Below are 17,845 nucleotides of genomic sequence, written 5' to 3' on the forward strand. Positions count from 1 at the left end.
AAGGACACGTATTTTGACCAACGTCTGTACCGCCGGCCTGGATGTGGGCTTTGCCTCCCTGGATTACCTGCAGATCTTCATCCTTGGGGTGATCCAGGGAATTACTGAATTGCTGCCGGTGTCGTCCACCGCCCATATGCGCGTTGTGCCCGCCCTGCTCGGCTGGCAAGACCCCGGCTCGGCGTTTTCCGCGGCCATGCAATTGGCGGCGCTGGCGGCGGTAGTCAGCTATTTCTGGCGCGATGTGCGTCAGGTCACCACCGGCAGCATCAGTGCGGTGCGCCGGGGCGACTACAACGACCGCTGGTTCAAGCTCGCCGTTGCGATTGTGCTGGCAACCGTACCGATTGGCATCGCCGGCCTGGCGTTGTCGTCGACCTTGAATGCGTGCAACTCACCCTTGCGCGGGCTGATGGTGATCGGCATTTCCTGCGTGGTGATGGCGGTGCTGCTGGCAGTGGCCGAACTGCGTGCCCGGCATACACGCGACGTGAGCCAAATGCGCCTGCGCGATGCCTTGATTGTGGGAGTTGCGCAGATTGGCGCGTTGATACCGGGCGTATCGCGTTCGGGATCCACGTTGACCGCAGCGCTGTTCCTGAACTTCAAACGCGAAGAGGCAGCGCGGTTTTCCTTCCTGCTGGGCTTGCCGGCCATCGCCCTGGCCGGCTTGAAAGAGTTGTGGGTGCTGCTGCGCGCCGACCTGCCCGCCCACGCCTGGCCGCACTTGATCTTTGGCTTGGTGGTGGCGAGCATCTCGGCGTTCTTTGCCATCTGGGGCCTGATGAAATTTCTGGAGCGTTTCTCCACCTGGCCGTTCGTGATCTACCGTGCGCTGCTGGGGGTGTTTTTGATCGTGGCCGTCAGCACCGGCCTGCTTACCTGACCCTTGTAGGAGCGAGCTTGCTCGCGAAAAACGTCAACGATAACGCGGGCATTCTGTATGTTCGCGGTGGCCTTGGTTTTTTCGCGAGCAAGCTCGCTCCTACAGGTTATTGGCGGTCGGCCAGTGCTTCGAGCAAGTCGGCCGAGGGCACGAAGAACAGGCCGCCGGTCACCGCCGTGCTGAAGTCGAGCAAGCGGTCGTAATTGCCGGCCGGGCGGCCGACGAACATGTTTTCCAGCATCTGTTCCAGAGGCTGAGGCGAGCGTGCGTAGCCGATGAAATAAGTGCCGAATTCGCCCGCGCCTGGGCGGCCGAAGGGCATGTTGTCGCGCAGGATCTTCACTTCTTCACCGTCCTGGTCAGTGATCACTGTCAGGGCGCTGTGGGAGTTGCTAGGCTTGGCGTCTTCGTCCAGTTCGATGTCCGATAATTTGGTGCGCCCGATCACCTTCTCTTGAGCCTCCACCGTCAAGCCATTCCACGCGGTCATGTTGTGCAGGTATTTCTGCACCAGCACATAGCTGCCGCCTTCGAACTCAGGGTCTTCATCGCCCACCAGGGTAAAAGCCTCGGCCTTGCGCCCCACCGGGTTCTCGGTGCCGTCGACGAAACCGATGATGCTGCGCATATCGAAGTAGCGAAAGCCCTGGACCTCATCGACCACCTTCACGCTATCACCCAGGGCCGCCATCAGCTGGGTCGCCAGCTCGAAACACAGGTCCATCTGCTCGGCACGGATGTGCAGCAGGATGTCGCCGGGGGTCGACACTGCCTTGCGCCCTTGCACACCGAACTCGCGAAACGGATGCAAGGCCGCCGGGCGCGGCGCGCCGAACAGGCGGTCCCAGGCATCCGAGCCAAACCCGCAAACGCAAGTCAGGTTGCCCGAGGGCACGCGCTTGCCTACCGAGCGCACCAGGCCTGCGATGTCGGCGCACCAGGCCCGCACGTTTTCAACCGCATCGGGCGCCAGGGTGGCGACCATGAAGATCGCGCTGCTGGTGATCGGGTGGCACACCGATTGTGGTTCGAGCGGGGGACGGACGGGGCAGGTTTTCATGGGCATTCCACAGGCTGAGGGCGGTGAACCCGCGCAGATTAGCAGATCATCGATGGCAACTGGCCCACACCAGGCGAATCAGGGCTTTGAGCTTGAGCGCCTCGGCCCAGCGATCGGTGAGTTCGCGGCCCTGTGCGTCGGTAATCGCATAGGGTGGCGGGCCCAACTCGCAAGTGAAGGACAAGCTCTGCGGACTGTCAGCGCGGCCCAGCCAGTGTTCGATCCCGTAGCGCCACCAGCCGGTAAACCGCTCGACCCACGGTTGGTGCTGGGGGAAATCCAGACCAACCTGCACCTGTTCGCTGCTGGCGATGCGGCCATGAAAGCCCCAGCTGTGACGCAGGATGGTGCGTATCTGTTCGTCGTCTTCCACACTGCCGGGCTCGGGCAACTCGCGGCCAACCACGTAGTGGGAAAGGTCTGCGAGCAGTTTCAGATCGGGCATCTGTGCCAGCAGATCGAGGGTGAACAATAGGTCGTTGGTGAGCCGGTAACGGTGGGTTTCCAGCAGGATCGGGAAGTCCACCTGTTCGGCCAGGCGTTGCCAGCCGTCGATCAGCCTGGCCGCCTCGGCCTGGGTACGCGGGCGCACGTCGGCTTGCAAGGTGAGGTGGTGACAGCCGTGACGGCTGATCACCTCCAATGCCCTGGCTAGATCTTCCACCGATTGCGGGAACAGTTGCCCTTCAATCTGCAAGCCCCTGGCCGTGGCCGCCGCGTGCAGGCGCTGCACCGATGCAGGTGCCCAGTAATGGTCGGTGATGCCGTCATAACCGGCGGCGGCGATGCGGTCCAGTTGCGCTTCGAGGCTGCCGGGCTCGGTTTGCATGGCCCACATCGATTGGAATACTAACAACTGGCGCATGGTCAGCCTCGCAATAACAGCTTCAGGGATACCTCAGGGTCGGCCAGGCTGGCCGGGTTGAGCGGGATTCGGGCAGTAATCAAGTGCTCGCACAGCTTGATGTCCTTGGATGCGCGGTTACCCAAGGCCCAACTGCAGGCGCCCTGCAAACGGTGATGGTCGTCCAGGTAGAACAGCAGCTGGCCGCCGTCTGGCAATTCCCGGCGAACCATCAGCGCCGTCATCACCCCGACGGTGTGCAAGCCCCACGCGTATTGATCGGACCAGAAACCCGGGATCGTCTCGAACGCCAACTCCCGCCCCAGCAGGTTCAACGCCGCGAGACGGCCCTGGGCTTCGGCGTTGCGCCAGGTTTCCTGGCGCTGATAAAGGCCCGCCAGACGAAACTCGCACACATCCCCCGCCGCATAGATATCCGCCGCACTGGTGCGCAACTGCGCGTCGACACGAATGCCCTGCCCGACTTCCAAGCCCGCCGCCGCGGCCAACTCGATGTTAGGCTGCATGCCAATGCCGACCACCACCAGGTCGCAGGGCAGCCGTTGCCCGTCGACCAGTTGCACGGCGTCAGCGTGGATGCACTCCAGGGCGACGTTCAAACGCACATCCACACCCTGCTCACGGTGCAAGGCCAGCAACGCGTCACTGATCACCGACGGCAAAACCCGCCCTGCCAGCCGTGGCCCGGCTTCCAGTAGCGTCACCTCGCAGCCCAGGCCCCGCGCTGTCGCCGCCACCTCCAAGCCGATAAAACCACCGCCGACCACCACCAGCCTGGCGCCAGGCTTTAATTCATTGCGCAAGACCAACGCGTCATCATGGGTGCGCAGGTAAAACACGTTGGCCTGCTCCTGGGGTAAGCGTCGCGCCCGGCCTCCGGTGGCCAGCAGCAGGCCGGCATAGGTCAACCATTGGCCATCGGCCAATTGCAGCCGGTGGTGCTGGGGCTCCAGGCGGCTGACCGGGTTGGCGGCGATATGCTCGACCCCGAGCGCCGCCAACTGCTGACTGTCGCACAGGCTGCATTGCGCCAGGTCGCTAGAACCTTGCAGCAAGCCCTTGGACAACGGTGGCCGTTCGTAGGGCAGATGCGCTTCATCGCCGATCAGGATCAGGCGCCCGCTGTAGCCTTCTTCACGCAGGGTCAGTGCCGCACGGCCACCGGCATGGCCGGCGCCGACGATGATCAGGGGGGCGTTCATCCTTCGGCCGTGACGGCGAGCAGCACCCGCCCCGCATCCACCCGCACGGGGTAGGTCTTAAGGTTGACGCACACCGGCGCGCCCAAGGCCTTGCCGGAGCGGTAATCAAAGCGCCCGTTGTGCTTGGGGCACTCGATCACATGGTCCATCACCAGGCCGTCGGCCAGGTGGATTTTCTCGTGGGTGCACAGGCCGGCGGTGGCGAAGAATTCGTTATCGGCTGAACGGAACACCGCATAGGTCTGCGCGCCGTGGTCGAAGCGCAGCACGTCTTCTGCTTCTATTTCGCCCACGGCGCAGACGTCGATCCATTGATCGTTCATACATTTATCTCCAATGACTGGCTCTTACTCTGTGGCAAGCGAGCTTGCTCGCGCTGGGCTGCGAAGCGGCCCTAGATTCGTCTGTACGGTGTAGGTCTGAAGGGTTATTGGGGCTGCTGCGCAGCCCAGCGGGAGCAAGCTCCCTCGCCACGAGTGGGGCGTTGGACGAAATAGCTGGGGTCGCTGCGCTGGCGCCAGATCGTCGGAATGATTTCCTGGTAGGCCTGCCACAAGTTGGCATACGGCGGCGGGCAGTCGCTGCGGATCTCTTCGTGCAGTTGACTGAGCGCGTGGTAAGGCACCATCGGGTACATGTGGTGTTCGAGGTGGTAGTTCATGTTCATGTAGATAAAGCGCAACACGCGGTTCATGTAGATGGTGCGGCAATTGCTACGGTGGTCGAGCACATCTTCGGCCAGGCCCACGTGTTGGCTGAGACCGAACAGGTAGCCGAGCCACGCGCCGTAGAGGCTGGGCAGGCCCACCAGCATCAGCGGCAACGCGCTGTGCAGGTACAGCGCGGTGCCGATGATCAGGGCGTAGATGCCGACCCAGATACGCGCATCTCGGTACACCTTGGGCCACTCGGATTCGGGGATGAAGTTCTGCTCCTGGGCACTCATTCGCCCGAACGTATGGCGGGCCACGCCGCTGAAGGTCTTCCAGGCCAGGGGTAGGTTGAACAGACTGAGGGCCATCATCCATAAGCTCGGCGGGCGCGGTTCAACGATCTCCGGGTCGCGACCGACGACGATGGTGTCGGTGTGATGGCGGGCATGGCTCCAGCGCCACACGTGGGGTTCGAAGAGGCACATGAAGCTCGCCACCTGATACAGCGCATCGTTCATCCAGCGGGTCTTGAACGCCGTGCCGTGGCCGGTTTCGTGCCAGCGCGGGTTGGAGGCCGTACCGTAGAGCACACCGTAGGCGATAAAGAATGGCACGCAGGCCCAAGTGCCCCAGAACCAGTAGCCGCCGACACCGGTGGCCAACAACGTCGAGAACCACAGGGCGGTGTCGCGCAAGGCCGGGCCGTCACGGCGTTGCATCAGGGCTTTCATGCGATTGCGCGGGATGGGCGACTGGTACCAACGGGCCGAGACCAGGCCCTTGTCGGCGGCGCGGGCCGCTTCGGGGCCGGTGAGGCTGTAGTCGCGCCGAGCGCGGTGAGCGGTGTGTCCAGGCATTGTTATTGTTCTCCGCAAGCGTGGGTTTCAGGGGCTTTGCGAAACCCACGATAGAGCGCGGTTAAATCACCCTCAAGGCCTTGAATCCATTCCCTATCAAGCTATCATCCAGGCCCAGCGGGGCTTGATAGTTTTCTATCAAGACGCTCAAGGGGCCTGCCATGCACAACAACAAACGCCCAACCATCGCCACCGTTGCCGCCCATGCGGGGCTCAGCGTAGCCACCGTCGACCGCGTGCTGAACGCCCGCGCGCCGGTCAACCCCGGCACGGCCGAACAGGTGTTCCAGGCCGCCGAAGCGGTGGGCTATTTCGCCGCACGGTTGATCGGCCAGCGCATTCGCGAACGTCGGCCCACCTACCGTTTCGGCGTGCTGTTGCTGGGCACAGCCCAAGCCTTTTATGCGCAGTTGGCCCACGCCATCAGCGAGGCAGCGCAGCATCACGCCACCGCCAACCTGAGCTGCCAGTTCGACTACATCAACGACCGCACGCCCTCCGCCATCGTCGCGCAAATCGAACAACTGGCCGTGCAGTGCGACGCCCTCGCGGTAGTCAGCTTCGCCCATCCGTTGATCAACGCCTGCCTGGCGCAGATCCGCACAGCGGGCGTGCCGGTGGTGGCCCTGCTCTCGGACATCCATGAACACGCCGCCGAACCCTATGTGGGCCAGGACAACCACGTGGTCGGGCGCACCATGGGCTGGCTGTTGGCGCGCACTTGCGGCGCACGCAAAGGCAGCGTGGGCATCCTGTTGGGCGGCCATCGTTTTCTCGGCCATCAGGCACGGGTCGAGGGCTTGCACAGCTACCTGGCCGAACACGCGCCGGGGCTCAAGCCGTTGGAGCCGCTGATCAACCTGGACAACTGCGACATCACCGAAGAAGCCACGCTCGACCTGCTCAGCCGCCATACCGATTTGCGTGGGTTATGCGTGGTGGGCGGTGGTGGCGACGGTGTGATCAACGCCCTGGCGCAACTGCCCAAGCGCCCGACGCTGTGCTGCATCCTGCAAGAGTCCACGCCCTTGTCGCGTCAGGCATTGAGCAACGGCTTGATTGATGTGGTGATGGACTCGCAGCCACGGCAGACGGCCGTGGCGCTGGTGGAGTTGCTGGTGCGCTTGCAGAGTGATGAGGGGTTTGACCCATTGAGGCACCGCGTGCATATACCGCCGCAGATAGTGACCCCGGAAAACCTGTGCAGCTGATCGGTTTGGCTTGAGGTTTCAGCGCTCACGGAAATCGGCGGCGCTCAAGCCAAACCGACTCATCTTGTTGTACAGACCGCCCCGCGACACATCCAGTTGCTGTGCGGCCAGACGAATGTTGCCGCGGGTGCTGGTGAGCGCGGCAACGATGGCGTGCATTTCATGGCTGCTCAAATCCTGCGCGGGCTGGGGCTGGTAGGCGCGCAACGTGGTGCGTTGCGGGGTTTCCAGCGGCAAGTCGGTCGATTGAATCAGCTCGCCCATCGCCAGGTTGGTCGCCCGCTCAATGACGTTCTCCAATTCCCGCACGTTGCCCGGCCAACCATGGGCTGACAGCAACGCCAACGCATCCGGCGCGAAACCTTGTACCGCTTTACGTAGCGAGCGGGCACAGCGCTGCAGGAAGTGCCGCGCCAGCAATGGGATATCGTCACGGCGCATGCGCAGTGGCGGCACGCTCAGGTTCAGCACGTTGAGTCGGTAGTAAAGGTCTTCACGAAACGCACCCTCGGCCACCGCCTGGCTCAGGTTGCGATGGGTGGCGGCGATGATGCGCACGTCGACTTGCCGCGATTGCTTGGCCCCGACGCGGGTGATTTCACCCTCCTGCAAAACCCGTAGCAGACTGACCTGGGCATCGAAGGACATGTCGCCGATTTCATCCAGGAAGATGGTGCCGCCATCCGCCAGTTCGAACTTGCCTGCCGCCCCACCCCGCGCCGAGCCGGTGAACGCGCCTTCGACGTGGCCGAACAGTTCGCTCTGCACCAGGTCCCGTGGGATCGCGCCGCAGTTGACCGCCACAAACGGGCCGTTGCAACGCTCGCTGCCGTTATGAATGGCCTGGGCAAACAGTTCCTTGCCGGTGCCGCTTTCGCCGAGGATCAAGGTGGTGGACTCGCTGCGACTGGCGATACGCCCCAAGTGCAGTGCGTCTTGTATGGCCCGCGAGGTGCCCAGGATGGTCTCGAAGGTATAGCGGGCCTGGGTGCCGATAATGCGCCGGGTAATCTCGCGGATACGGCGGTTTTCGCGCACCGACACGATCACCCCACCCTGCTCCAGTGGGCATACCGAAACCAGGCAGGCGAGTTGGCTGCCGTCGTGCAAGTGGAAGGTGCAATCGCGGTCGCGCACAGGCTCACCCAGCGCGTCGCTCAGTTCACTGCGGCCCAGGCGCTGGAAAGGACTGCCGATCAACTCACGCCCTACCCCGAACAATTGCCGCGCATAACGGTTGAGCGCCTTGATGCAGCCACGCTCATCGAGCACCACCAAGCCTTCGTTGAGCACTTCGAGTACGGCCTGTTGTTCTTCCAGCAACACCTGCAGCGCCATCTGCCGCGACACCGCTTCGGCCGCCGCTTGAACGGTGCCCAGGGTATGGAAATGAAACCAGCCGGGCTCGGCGGTCAGGGTGAGCATGGCCAGGGTCTGGCCTTGGGCATCTTTGATCGGCGCGGCGGCGCAGTGCATGTGGCGCTGGCGCAGGCCGCTGGCGAAATTTTCTTCAGCCAGCACATACACCAGGCGATCTTCGGCCAGGGCCAGGCCGGTGCAGTTGGTGCCTTGCACCGATTCGAGCAAGCGACTGCCCACCGGGGTGATGTCCAGCCCGCAAAAATACAGAGTCGTGCCCTCGGCATCCGTGAGGTTGATATGCCCCCGCGGGTTGTAAGCCAGCAATCCATGCATGACCTGCGCGGCGGCGGCGATCAGGGCGCGATGGTGGGCCAGGGTCGCCGCCAGCACATGAGGCGCAACAAAGCGGTAGTCGCTGTTACCGGGCTCGATACCCGCCTCGACACTGCGTCGCCAGGAATCCCAGATGACTTGGCGTACGCCGTCGGGACGCACGACTTGGCCAGCCAGGCATTGGCGCCACGCCTGTTCCAACGCGGCAATGGGCCCGTCGTTCAGCGCGGCAGGCCCCAGGTTCGTGAGGTATTCGAGGTCTTGCACACTGAACGCCTGGGTCATTGCGGTTATCCATGTTCATATTTTCGACATGTCAGTATAGACATGTCACAAACATGAACACTTTTTGTTTAATTAAAATAATAACCCCATATAAATCAGCCAGTTATAAATTGGCACAGGCCTTGCTCCTGCCCCAATGTCACCCAGGACGGTCCTGGGGGCCCACAACAACAAAAGGGGTCGCTTCATGAGTACACAGAACATCCGCCTGGGCTTGATCGGTGCCGGCCGCATGGGCAGCTTCCATGGCCTTACCGCCGCACGCCACATCCCCGGTGCCTACCTCGCCGCCATCGCCGATCCCGTCCCAGGCCAGGCCGCTCGCCTGGCAGCAGAACTGGGGGTGGACAAGGCCTACACCGACCCGCAACAGCTGCTGGACGACCCGGACATCGACGGCGTGCTCATCGCCGCCCCTGCCCGTAGCCACGCGGAGCTGGTGATCAACGCCGCACGCGCCGGCAAGGGTATCTTCTGCGAAAAGCCCATGGCGATTACCCTGGACGAAGCCGACCGCGCCATCGCCGCCGCTGCCGATGCACGGGTGCCGTTGCAGGTCGGCTTCAATCGGCGCTTCGCCAAGAGCTTTCGCACTGCGCACCTCGACGTCGTCGCCGGACGTATTGGCACGCCGCAGCTGCTACGCTCGCTGACCCGCGACCCGGCGCTGAACAACCCGGCCAACTCACCGCAATGGGTGATCTTCCTCGAAACCCTGATCCACGACTTCGACACCTTGCGCTACCTCAACCCTGAGGCCGAAGTGGTACAGGTGCAGGTGATGGCCGACGCGCTGATTGCCCCGCAATTCAAAAGCCAAGGTTTGCTCGACACCGCCGTGGTCACCCTGCGCTTTGACAACGGCGCCATTGCCACCGCCGAAGCCAGCTTCCAGGCCGTGTATGGCTACGACGTGCGCGGCGAAGTGTTCGGCAGCAAGGGCATGCTGAGCATGGGCAGCCTTAACGACTGCGACCTGGTGCGCTACCTGGCCGAGGGCATCCAGGCAGACACCCAGCGGATGGACACCGACCTGCTGCGCGACGCCTACATTGCCGAGCTCAACCACTTTGTCGACTGCCTGCGCAGCGGCGCCAAGCCCCTGGCCAGCGGTGAAGATGCGCGTGCAGCCCTGGCAATTGCCCGTGCCTGCATTGAGTCGTACCAAACCGGCAAGGCCGTGGCCGTTCAAGGAGCCCGCTAATGATGCCGTTCAAATTGGCCGTCAGTGCCGAAATGGTGTTTCTCGAACTGCCCTTCATCGAACGGGTCAAACGTATTCATGCCTTGGGCTTCAGCGCCGAAATCTGGAGTTGGGCCGACAAGGACATCAATGCCTTGGCGGCGACCGGCGCGGACTTCACCTCGATGACCGGCTACCTCACCGGCACCCTCACCGACCCCGACGGCATCCGCCAATTGCTCGACAGCGCCCGTGAGTCCCTGGGCATTGCCGAGCGCCTCAATTGTCCCAGCCTCAATCTGCATGGCACGGGCCTGGGTGAAGGCGGCCTGCCCGTGCAGCCCGTCAGCCACACCACCGGGCGCATGTGGCTGAGCGCTTGCAAGAGCCTGGAAAAAATCGCGCGCCTGGGAGAAGACGCCGGCCGCGTGTTCCTGCTGGAAAACCTCAACACCGCCGTCGATCACCCAGGTACACCGTTCGCACGTGCCGACGACACCCTGGCCCTGATCGAAGCCGTCGGCAGCCCGCATTTGAAGATGAACCTGGACCTGTACCACGCGCAGATTGGCGAAGGTAACCTGATCGAATTGATCCAGCGCGCTGGCAGCGCCATCGGCGAAATCCAGGTCGCTGATGTGCCTGGACGCAAGGAGCCCGGCACGGGCGAAATCCACTACCCGGCCATTGCCCGGGCCTTGCACGCCATGGGTTACACCGGTGTGGTCGGCCTGGAGGGCTGGGCCAGCGGCGACAGCGAGTCGGCCCTGGAGCGTTTCCGTCAGGCATTCACCCTATAACAATAAAAGGAACAGCCTCATGCACCGTTATTCATTACTAGTGGCCGCGCTGTTGTTGGTGTTCAGCCAGTGGACCTTCGCTGCCTATCGCATCGGCGTGAGCATTGCCCGGGTGGACGATAACTTCATGACCTATGTGCGCACCGGCCTGGAGGCGGCAGCGAAACACCAGGACGTGCAGATCCAATTCGAAGACGCCCAGGGCGATGTAGTGCGCCAGCTCAATCAGGTCGAAGGCTTTCTCAACCAGAAGGTCGATGCGGTGATCGTGCTGCCGGTCGACACCGCCGCCACCGCCAACATCACCCGCGCTGCCGTGGCGGCGAAGACACCGCTGGTGTACGTCAACCGCCACCCGGATGAGCGTACGCTGCCTGAGGGCGTGGTCACCGTGGCCTCCAACGACATCGAAGCGGGGCAATTGCAGATGCGTTACCTCGCCCAAAAACTGGGTGGCAAAGGCAACGTGGCGATCGTCATGGGCGACCTTGCGCAGAACGCCACCCATGCCCGCACCGAGGGGGTCAAACAGGTGCTCAAGGACTTTCCTGGGATCAAGATCGTCGAGCAACAAAGCGCCGAATGGCAGCGCAGCAAGGGGATGGACCTGACCAGCAACTGGTTGCTGGCCGGTACCCCGTTCAATGCCATTGTCGCCAACAACGATGAAATGGCGATTGGCGCGGCCATGGCCTTGCAGCAAGCGGGCAAGGCCAAGGGCGAGATTGCGATTGTCGGCATCGACGGCTTGCCCGATGGCCTGGCAGCGATCAAGCGCGGGCTGCTGGCGGGCTCAGTGTTCCAGGACCCCAAGGCCCAGGCTGCCCAGGCCGTGCAAGCGGCGGTGCGGATGATCAAGGGCGAGCAAGTTGACGCGCAGGTGTGGGTGCCTTTCGAGCTGATCACGCCTGAGCAGGTGGGGGTGTTTGAGCAGCGCTACAAATAACTCGAACAATCAGCTGGATACTATCGAAGGCAGAAGCGGCAACTGTGGCGAGGGAGCTTGCTCCCGCTGGACTGCGTAGCAGTCCCAGCCTTTTTAAACAAAGAGCGGGGCCGCTTCGCGCCCCAGCGGGAGCAAGCTCCCTCGCCACGTGGTTATCGTATCAATCCAGGTCACTTGCATCATGGCGCTCGGGCAACTGATCATCCCCCGACACCCGGTTCACCCGCCGCCCACGCTGCACCGCCGGCCGCGCATCAATCGCATCCGCCCAGCGCATCACATGCTTGTATTCATGCACCGACAAAAACTCTGCCGCACCATACAAACGGCCTTTGACCAACCCACCGTACCAAGGCCATATGGCGATATCGGCAATGGTGTATTCATCCCCGGCGATGTATTGGCTGACCGCCAGGCGCTTATCCAGCACATCCAGTTGGCGCTTGGTCTCCATGGCGAAGCGGTTGATCGGGTATTCCATCTTGCTCGGCGCATAGGCATAGAAATGCCCAAAGCCGCCCCCCAGGTAAGGCGCGCTGCCCATCTGCCAGAACAGCCACGACAGGCATTCAGCCCGTGCGACGGGCTCCGTGGGCAGGAACGCACCAAACTTCTCGGCCAGGTACTGCAAAATCGCGCCTGATTCGAACACGCGAATCGGTGTGGCGCCGCTGTGGTCCATCAGCGCAGGAATCTTCGAGTTCGGGTTCACCGCCACAAAGCCACTGCCGAACTGGTCGCCGTCGCCGATCTTGATCAGCCAGGCGTCGTATTCGGCGCCGCTGTGCCCCAGGGCCAGCAGCTCTTCCAGCAGGATCGTGACCTTCTGCCCATTGGGCGTGGCCAGGGAGTATAACTGCAGCGGGTGCTTGCCCACCGGCAGCGGCTTTTCGTGAGTGGCGCCGGCGATGGGCCGGTTGATGCTGGCGAAGGTGCCGCCGCTTTCGGTGTCCCAGGTCCAGACTTTGGCAGGTACGTACTCGGTCATAATCAATGCTCCAGAGGCGCTTGCGATCAACTAAGCGCTCCAGACTAAACCAAAGGTCGATGATTCGTCACACCTATCAGCATGGAAGATCCGGCATGAATGATCGACTCGACGACCTCCTCGCCGACCACTTGCACGTACTGTTCTGCGGCATCAACCCTGGCAAGGGCTCGGCAGCCCTCGGCCTGCATTTTGCCAATCGCAGCAATCGTTTCTGGCGCACCGTGCACCTGGCCGGTTTCACGCCCAATGAAATTCGCCCGCAAGACGGCGCCACCTTGCTGCACTACGGTTGCGGATTGACCACTTTGGTGGCACGGCCAACGGCCAGTGCAGGCGAGTTGGCGCGGCATGAGTTCCAGGACGCGGCTGCGGCGCTCGAACATAAAGTTCGCCGCCATGCCCCGCGTTTCGTCGCGTTCCTCGGCAAGCCCGGCTATAGCGCACTGACCGGCCAGCGCGAGGTCGCCTGGGGTTTGCAAGCGCAGCTACTGGGCGACGCCTGGGTATGGGTGCTGCCCAACCCCAGCGGGCGCAACCTGGCGTTCAGCCTTGAGCAATTGGTGGAGGCGTATCGGCGGCTACGCGAGGCCGTTGTACAAGCGCCCCAACCTCAAGCGCCATGCTGAAAGCCTGGGGCAGCACCCGGCGTTCAAACGTTACCCTTACCAAGAGCCCTGTTCGCGTCGCTACACCCACCCGCCGTCGACGATAAAGTTCTGCGCCGAGCACATCGCCGAGGCATCCGAGGCCAAAAACAGCGCCATGTTGGCGATGTGTTCCGGCATCACGCTGCCGGGCAGGCACTGACTGCGGGCGATGAGCTCCTTGGCGGCGTCGTCGACCCACATGGCCAGTTGTTTTTCGGTCATCACCCAACCCGGCACCAAGGTGTTGACGCGGATATGGTTGGGCCCCAGTTCACGCGCCAGGGCTCGGGTCATGCCGTGAGCGGCAGCCTTGCTGGCGGCGTATACGGGGTAGCCGGCCGAGGCCATCATCCAGCCCACCGAGCCCAGGTTGATGATCGAGCCGCTACCAGCCTCCTTCATCATGGGCACCACCGCCTTGGCGGCAAAGAAGGCGTGCTTGAGGTTGACCGCAATCAGTTGGTCGAACATGTGCGAGTCGATTTCTTCCAGGCTGTGGCGCACATCGTTCGCCGCATTGTTGACCAGTACCGTGATCGGCCCCAGGGAGTGCTCGAAACGCCCGATCGCCGCACGGTAGCCGATCTCGTCGGTGATATCGCAGCACTCGAACTCGACACTCTGGCCTTTGGAGTTGAGCAGCGCCGCCAAGCGTTCACCCTGGCTCTGTGCACGGTCCACAAACGCCACCTTGGCACCCTGCGCGGCGAAGGCCCGCACCATGAACTCGCCAATCCCCGAAGCCCCGCCGGAAACCAGCACGGTTTTGTCCTTGAGGTCGGGATAAATCGCTTGCTGGGTAGTCATAACAATGAGTGCTCCGCTTAATTAGTCTTATTTTATTTTGCAAGAACGGCGTTAAAGGCTATAAATCTGCTGTCATATCGACAAAATATCTCAAATTAGTAGAACTATTCCAGCAAAACAACAAAAGGAAGTTCGACCATGAAGCACCCTCGATACCTGCTGTCCGGCCTCGCGCTGTCTATGCTGATCGCCAGCGGCGGCGCGCACGCGGCCGGCCTTAGCAGCGAGCACAAACCCTTCGGTAAAACCAACGATGGCACCGCCGTCGAACAGTACGTGTTGCGCAACAGCCACGGCATGCAAGCCACTGTAATCACTTACGGCGGTGTGCTGCAGTCGCTCAAGGTGCCGGACAAACACGGCAAGCTCGACGACGTGGTGCTGGGCTTCGACGACGTGCAAGGCTATCAAGGCGGTACCGCGTTTTTCGGCGCGACCATTGGCCGCTACGGCAACCGCCTGGCCGGCGGCGCCTTCGAACTCGACGGCAAACGCTACCAGGTGCCGCTCAACGACGGCCCTAACTCATTGCATGGCGGCGCCCAGGGCTTCGACAAGCAGGTGTGGCAAGCCAAATCGGTCAAGGACAAAGACTCGGTGGGCGTCACCCTCACCTACCTGTCCAAAGATGGGGAAATGGGCTTTCCGGGCAACTTGAAAACCGAGGTCACCTACCGCCTCAACGACCACAACGAACTGCACATCGACTACACCGCCACCACCGACAAACCGACGGTGCTCAACCTCACCAACCACAGCTACTTCAACCTGGCCGGCGCGGGCAACGGCGACATTCTCAAGCAGGTCGCCACCTTGCACGCCAGCCACTACACACCGGTGAATGCCACCTTGATTCCCACCGGCGAACTGGCGCCGGTCAAGGGCACGCCCATGGACTTCCTGAAGCCTACCGCCATCGGCCAGCACATCAAGGACGACCATCCGCAGCTCAAATTCGCCGAGCCCAAACAAGGTGGCTTCGACTTCAACTGGGCGCTGGATACCAAAGGGGACGTCAAGCAACTGGCCGCCGAGGTGCATGATCCTGAATCAGGCCGACGTTTGCAGCTCTACACCACAGAGCCTGGCGTGCAGTTCTATACCAGCAACTTCCTGGACGGTTCGGTGAAGGGCAAAGGCGGCAAGACCTATCAGCACTGGAGTGGGTTTACCTTGGAGACCCAGCATTTTCCGGATGCGCCTAACCAGCCGAGCTTTGCCTCAACGCGTTTGAATCCAGGGCAGACTTACACCCAACACACTATTTTCAAGTTCACCGCTGATTAAATTGTGGGAGCTGGCTTGCCTGCGATGGCGGTGGCACAGGCTACTCAATTATTGCCTGAACCAACGCTATCGCAGGCAAGCCAGCTCCCACATTGGTTTTTCACAGCGCCTGGGTTCAGCGTTGTTTCATGCGGTCGATGACCACGGCCAACAGCAGGATCGAACCGCGGATCACATACTGGTAAAAGGTATCGATGTTCTTCAGGTTCATCGCATTCTCGATGATCGCCAGAATCAACACCCCGGCAATCACATGGCGGATCATGCCGATGCCGCCGCTCAGCGACACCCCACCCAGCACGCAGGCCGAGATCACCGTGAGCTCGAAGCCCTGGCCGATCATCGGCTGGCCGGAGGTCATGCGTGAAGCCAGGATCACTCCCGCCAGCGCGCCAATCAGGCCGTGCACGGCAAAGATCAGGATCTTGGTGCGGTCAACGTTCACGCCCGCCAGCAGCGCCGCCTCCGGGTTACCGCCGATGGCCATGGTGTTGCGCCCATAGGTGGTGTAGTTGAGCAGCCAGCCGAAGAACAGGAAGCAGACAATGGTGATCAGGATCGGCACCGGCACACCAAACAATTGGCCGTTGCCGAACACGAAGAATTGCTCCTGGGACACGCCTACGGCCTTGCCGTCGGCAAAGATGTAAGCCAGGCCGCGCACGATTTGCATGGTCGCCAGCGTAGTGATCAAGGCGTTGACCCGCAGTTTGGCGATCACGATGCCATTGATCAGCCCCACCATCAGGCCCATCAGCAGCGCTGCACCAATGCCCAGCATCACGCTGTCGGTATCGCGCATTACAATCGCCGCAACTACCCCGGCGCAGGCGATCACCGAGCCTACCGACAGGTCGAAGTGCCCCGAGGCCAGGCAGAACAGCATGGTGCACGCGGCAATACCGACAGTCGAAATCGCCAGGCCCAAGCCGCGCATGTTGAGCGGAGAGAGGAAGTTATCGATCAGCAGCGCGCACAGTACGAAGATGCCCACCGCCGCCAAGAGCATCGCCCAGTTATCGAGCAATGCACGCATATCGAGGGGTTTGCGTGCCGAGGGCAACGCGTTGTTTTGAATGGTCATGGTCGTCTCTCAGTTCGCCAGGCCGCGTGGCAAGGCCAGTTGCAGCAGGTTGGATTCAGTCGCGTGCTCGCGCAGTTGTTCGCCGCGCAGGGCGCCTTCGCACAGCACCAGGATGCGGTCAGAGATGCCCATCACCTCCATCAGGTCGCTGGACACCACGATCACCGCAATGCCACTGGCCGCCAGGTTATGGATGATCTGGTAGATCTCCGACTTGGCGCCGATGTCGATACCGCGAGTGGGTTCGTCGAGCAGCAACACCTTCATCGGCATCGACAGCCAGCGGCCAAGAATGGCTTTCTGTTGGTTGCCGCCGGACAGGTACAGGATCTTCTGCGCCGCGTTCGGCGTTTTGACCCGCATCGCCTGGATCTGTCGGTCGGCGTTGCCTTTCTCCCAGCCTTCGCGCAACAGCCAGCCAAAGGTGGAATGGGCGCCACGCGCGCTGATGTTGATGTTTTCAGCGACGCTGCCCAGCGGGATGATGCCCTCTTTCTTGCGATCCTCCGGACACAGCAATACCCCGGCGGCGATGGCGTCCCGGGGTGAGCGCAGTTGCAGCGCTTGCCCGCACAGTTCCAGGCTGCCGGCACTGGCGCGCTCCAACCCACTGAGCAAGCGAAACAGCTCGGTACGCCCCGCCCCCACCAGCCCGAACAGGCCCAGGATCTCGCCCTTGCGCACCTGGAAACTGATCGGTTCACGCAGGCCCGGGCCGAGCAAGCCGTCCACCTTGAGCGCGACTTCGCCTTGCTCGCGCGGGCGGTAATCGTAGATGTCCTGGATATCGCGACCGACCATGCAGGTCACCAACTGGTCGTGGGTCAGCGTGCTCATGTCCTCGAAGGTGCGCACGTAGCGGCCGTCCTTGAACACCGTCACTGCGTCACAGATACGGAACACTTCTTCCATACGGTGCGACACGTAGAGCACCACTTTGCCCTCGTCGCGCAGGCGCGTGATGATGGCCATCAAGCGGTCGATTTCCCGCGCCGAGAGGCTACTGGTCGGCTCGTCAAAGGCGATCACATGGGCGCCACGGGACAGCGCCTTGGCGATTTCCACCAATTGGCGCTGGCCCAGGGACAGGCGCCCGAGTTTCTCGTCGGGGTCGATTTCATCGGCCAGGCCCTTGAGGCAGGCCAGGGCCTGCTTGCGCAGCAGGCTCCGGTTGACCACGCCAAAGCGCGTGGGCAAATGCCCGAGGAACAGGTTCTCGGCCACGCTCATTTCCGGCACCAGATGTAGCTCCTGGTGAATCACCGCCACACCGCTGGCGATGCTGTCGGCGGCGCATTTGAAGGCCATGGTCTGCGCGCCGATCTGCACCGTACCGCTGGACGGAATGTAGGCGCCGCCGAGGATTTTCAGCAGGGTCGACTTGCC

17 protein-coding genes are annotated in these 17,845 nt (G+C 62.3%); 7 read left to right on the forward strand and 10 right to left on the reverse strand.

Annotated elements, in window-relative coordinates; all coding sequences use genetic code 11:
* Positions 1-13 precede the first annotated feature (13 nt).
* Positions 14-886 (forward strand): undecaprenyl-diphosphate phosphatase, encoded by an 873-nt coding sequence (locus BT204_RS25320; RefSeq protein WP_034127291.1) that lies wholly within the window; start codon positions 14-16, stop codon positions 884-886.
* 106 nt (positions 887-992) lie between these two features.
* Here the strand turns inward: BT204_RS25320 and BT204_RS25325 are convergent, their stop codons facing one another.
* The 5 genes from BT204_RS25325 to BT204_RS25345 form a co-directional block, all read right to left on the reverse strand.
* Positions 993-1,946, reverse strand: coding sequence for a Dyp-type peroxidase (locus BT204_RS25325; protein WP_054918716.1), 954 nt, complete (start codon positions 1,944-1,946; stop codon positions 993-995).
* A gap of 46 nt (positions 1,947-1,992) precedes the next feature.
* Positions 1,993-2,811: a sugar phosphate isomerase/epimerase family protein gene (locus BT204_RS25330; RefSeq protein ID WP_072448659.1), complete on the reverse strand. Its 819-nt coding sequence runs from the start codon at positions 2,809-2,811 to the stop codon at positions 1,993-1,995.
* Between the two features lie 2 nt (positions 2,812-2,813).
* Complete coding sequence (locus tag BT204_RS25335) at positions 2,814-4,013, reverse strand: NAD(P)/FAD-dependent oxidoreductase (RefSeq protein WP_072448661.1); 1,200 nt, start codon at positions 4,011-4,013, stop codon at positions 2,814-2,816.
* Complete coding sequence (locus tag BT204_RS25340) at positions 4,010-4,336, reverse strand: MocE family 2Fe-2S type ferredoxin (protein WP_034127287.1); 327 nt, start codon at positions 4,334-4,336, stop codon at positions 4,010-4,012. The genes BT204_RS25335 and BT204_RS25340 overlap by 4 nt, the downstream gene beginning before the upstream one ends.
* A 104-nt stretch (positions 4,337-4,440) precedes the next feature.
* Positions 4,441-5,523 carry a fatty acid desaturase family protein gene (locus BT204_RS25345; protein WP_072448663.1) on the reverse strand — a complete coding sequence of 361 codons (1,083 nt, stop codon included), beginning with the start codon at positions 5,521-5,523 and terminating at the stop codon, positions 4,441-4,443.
* Between the two features lie 161 nt (positions 5,524-5,684).
* Between BT204_RS25345 and BT204_RS25350 the strand changes: the two genes are divergently transcribed.
* A complete protein-coding gene (locus BT204_RS25350) occupies positions 5,685-6,734 on the forward strand; it encodes a LacI family DNA-binding transcriptional regulator (protein ID WP_054898559.1) in 1,050 nt (349 codons plus the stop codon).
* A gap of 18 nt (positions 6,735-6,752) precedes the next feature.
* Here the strand turns inward: BT204_RS25350 and BT204_RS25355 are convergent, their stop codons facing one another.
* The gene (locus tag BT204_RS25355) at positions 6,753-8,714 is read right to left on the reverse strand and encodes a sigma-54 interaction domain-containing protein (protein WP_054918724.1); all 1,962 of its coding nucleotides are present in this window, start codon (positions 8,712-8,714) and stop codon (positions 6,753-6,755) included.
* A gap of 187 nt (positions 8,715-8,901) precedes the next feature.
* Between BT204_RS25355 and BT204_RS25360 the strand changes: the two genes are divergently transcribed.
* Genes BT204_RS25360 through BT204_RS25370 form a run of 3 tightly spaced genes read left to right on the forward strand, consistent with a single transcriptional unit; the run spans position 8,902 to position 11,643 of the window.
* Positions 8,902-9,918 (forward strand): Gfo/Idh/MocA family oxidoreductase, encoded by a 1,017-nt coding sequence (locus BT204_RS25360; RefSeq protein WP_072448665.1) that lies wholly within the window; start codon positions 8,902-8,904, stop codon positions 9,916-9,918.
* Positions 9,918-10,697 carry a TIM barrel protein gene (locus BT204_RS25365; protein ID WP_054898562.1) on the forward strand — a complete coding sequence of 260 codons (780 nt, stop codon included), beginning with the start codon at positions 9,918-9,920 and terminating at the stop codon, positions 10,695-10,697. Before BT204_RS25360 ends, BT204_RS25365 begins: the two co-directional genes overlap by 1 nt.
* 19 nt (positions 10,698-10,716) lie before the next feature.
* The gene (locus BT204_RS25370; RefSeq protein WP_034127281.1) at positions 10,717-11,643 is read left to right on the forward strand and encodes a sugar ABC transporter substrate-binding protein; all 927 of its coding nucleotides are present in this window, start codon (positions 10,717-10,719) and stop codon (positions 11,641-11,643) included.
* Positions 11,644-11,803: 160 nt separating this feature from the next.
* Here BT204_RS25370 and yghU read toward each other — a convergent pair whose 3' ends face one another.
* Positions 11,804-12,631 (reverse strand): glutathione-dependent disulfide-bond oxidoreductase, encoded by an 828-nt coding sequence (gene yghU, locus BT204_RS25375; protein ID WP_072448667.1) that lies wholly within the window; start codon positions 12,629-12,631, stop codon positions 11,804-11,806.
* Between the two features lie 95 nt (positions 12,632-12,726).
* On the opposite strand from yghU, the gene mug reads away from it, so the two are divergent.
* Positions 12,727-13,260, forward strand: a complete 534-nt coding sequence (gene mug, locus BT204_RS25380) for a G/U mismatch-specific DNA glycosylase (RefSeq protein ID WP_072448668.1) — start codon at positions 12,727-12,729, stop codon at positions 13,258-13,260.
* 60 nt (positions 13,261-13,320) lie between these two features.
* Here mug and BT204_RS25385 read toward each other — a convergent pair whose 3' ends face one another.
* Positions 13,321-14,088 (reverse strand): SDR family NAD(P)-dependent oxidoreductase, encoded by a 768-nt coding sequence (locus BT204_RS25385; RefSeq protein WP_072448670.1) that lies wholly within the window; start codon positions 14,086-14,088, stop codon positions 13,321-13,323.
* Between the two features lie 138 nt (positions 14,089-14,226).
* Here BT204_RS25385 and BT204_RS25390 point away from each other — a divergent pair, with 138 nt between their 5' ends.
* The gene (locus tag BT204_RS25390) at positions 14,227-15,375 is read left to right on the forward strand and encodes an aldose epimerase family protein (RefSeq protein ID WP_072448671.1); all 1,149 of its coding nucleotides are present in this window, start codon (positions 14,227-14,229) and stop codon (positions 15,373-15,375) included.
* A 115-nt stretch (positions 15,376-15,490) separates the two neighbouring features.
* Here the strand turns inward: BT204_RS25390 and araH are convergent, their stop codons facing one another.
* The gene (gene araH, locus BT204_RS25395; protein WP_005787495.1) at positions 15,491-16,459 is read right to left on the reverse strand and encodes an L-arabinose ABC transporter permease AraH; all 969 of its coding nucleotides are present in this window, start codon (positions 16,457-16,459) and stop codon (positions 15,491-15,493) included.
* Between the two features lie 9 nt (positions 16,460-16,468).
* Positions 16,469-17,845: L-arabinose ABC transporter ATP-binding protein AraG (araG, locus tag BT204_RS25400; RefSeq protein WP_072448673.1), on the reverse strand; the 1,377-nt coding region annotated here is incomplete at its 5' end.

This window comes from Pseudomonas sp. NFPP02 (assembly GCF_900119355.1).
Classification (GTDB): domain Bacteria; phylum Pseudomonadota; class Gammaproteobacteria; order Pseudomonadales; family Pseudomonadaceae; genus Aquipseudomonas; species Aquipseudomonas paracarnis.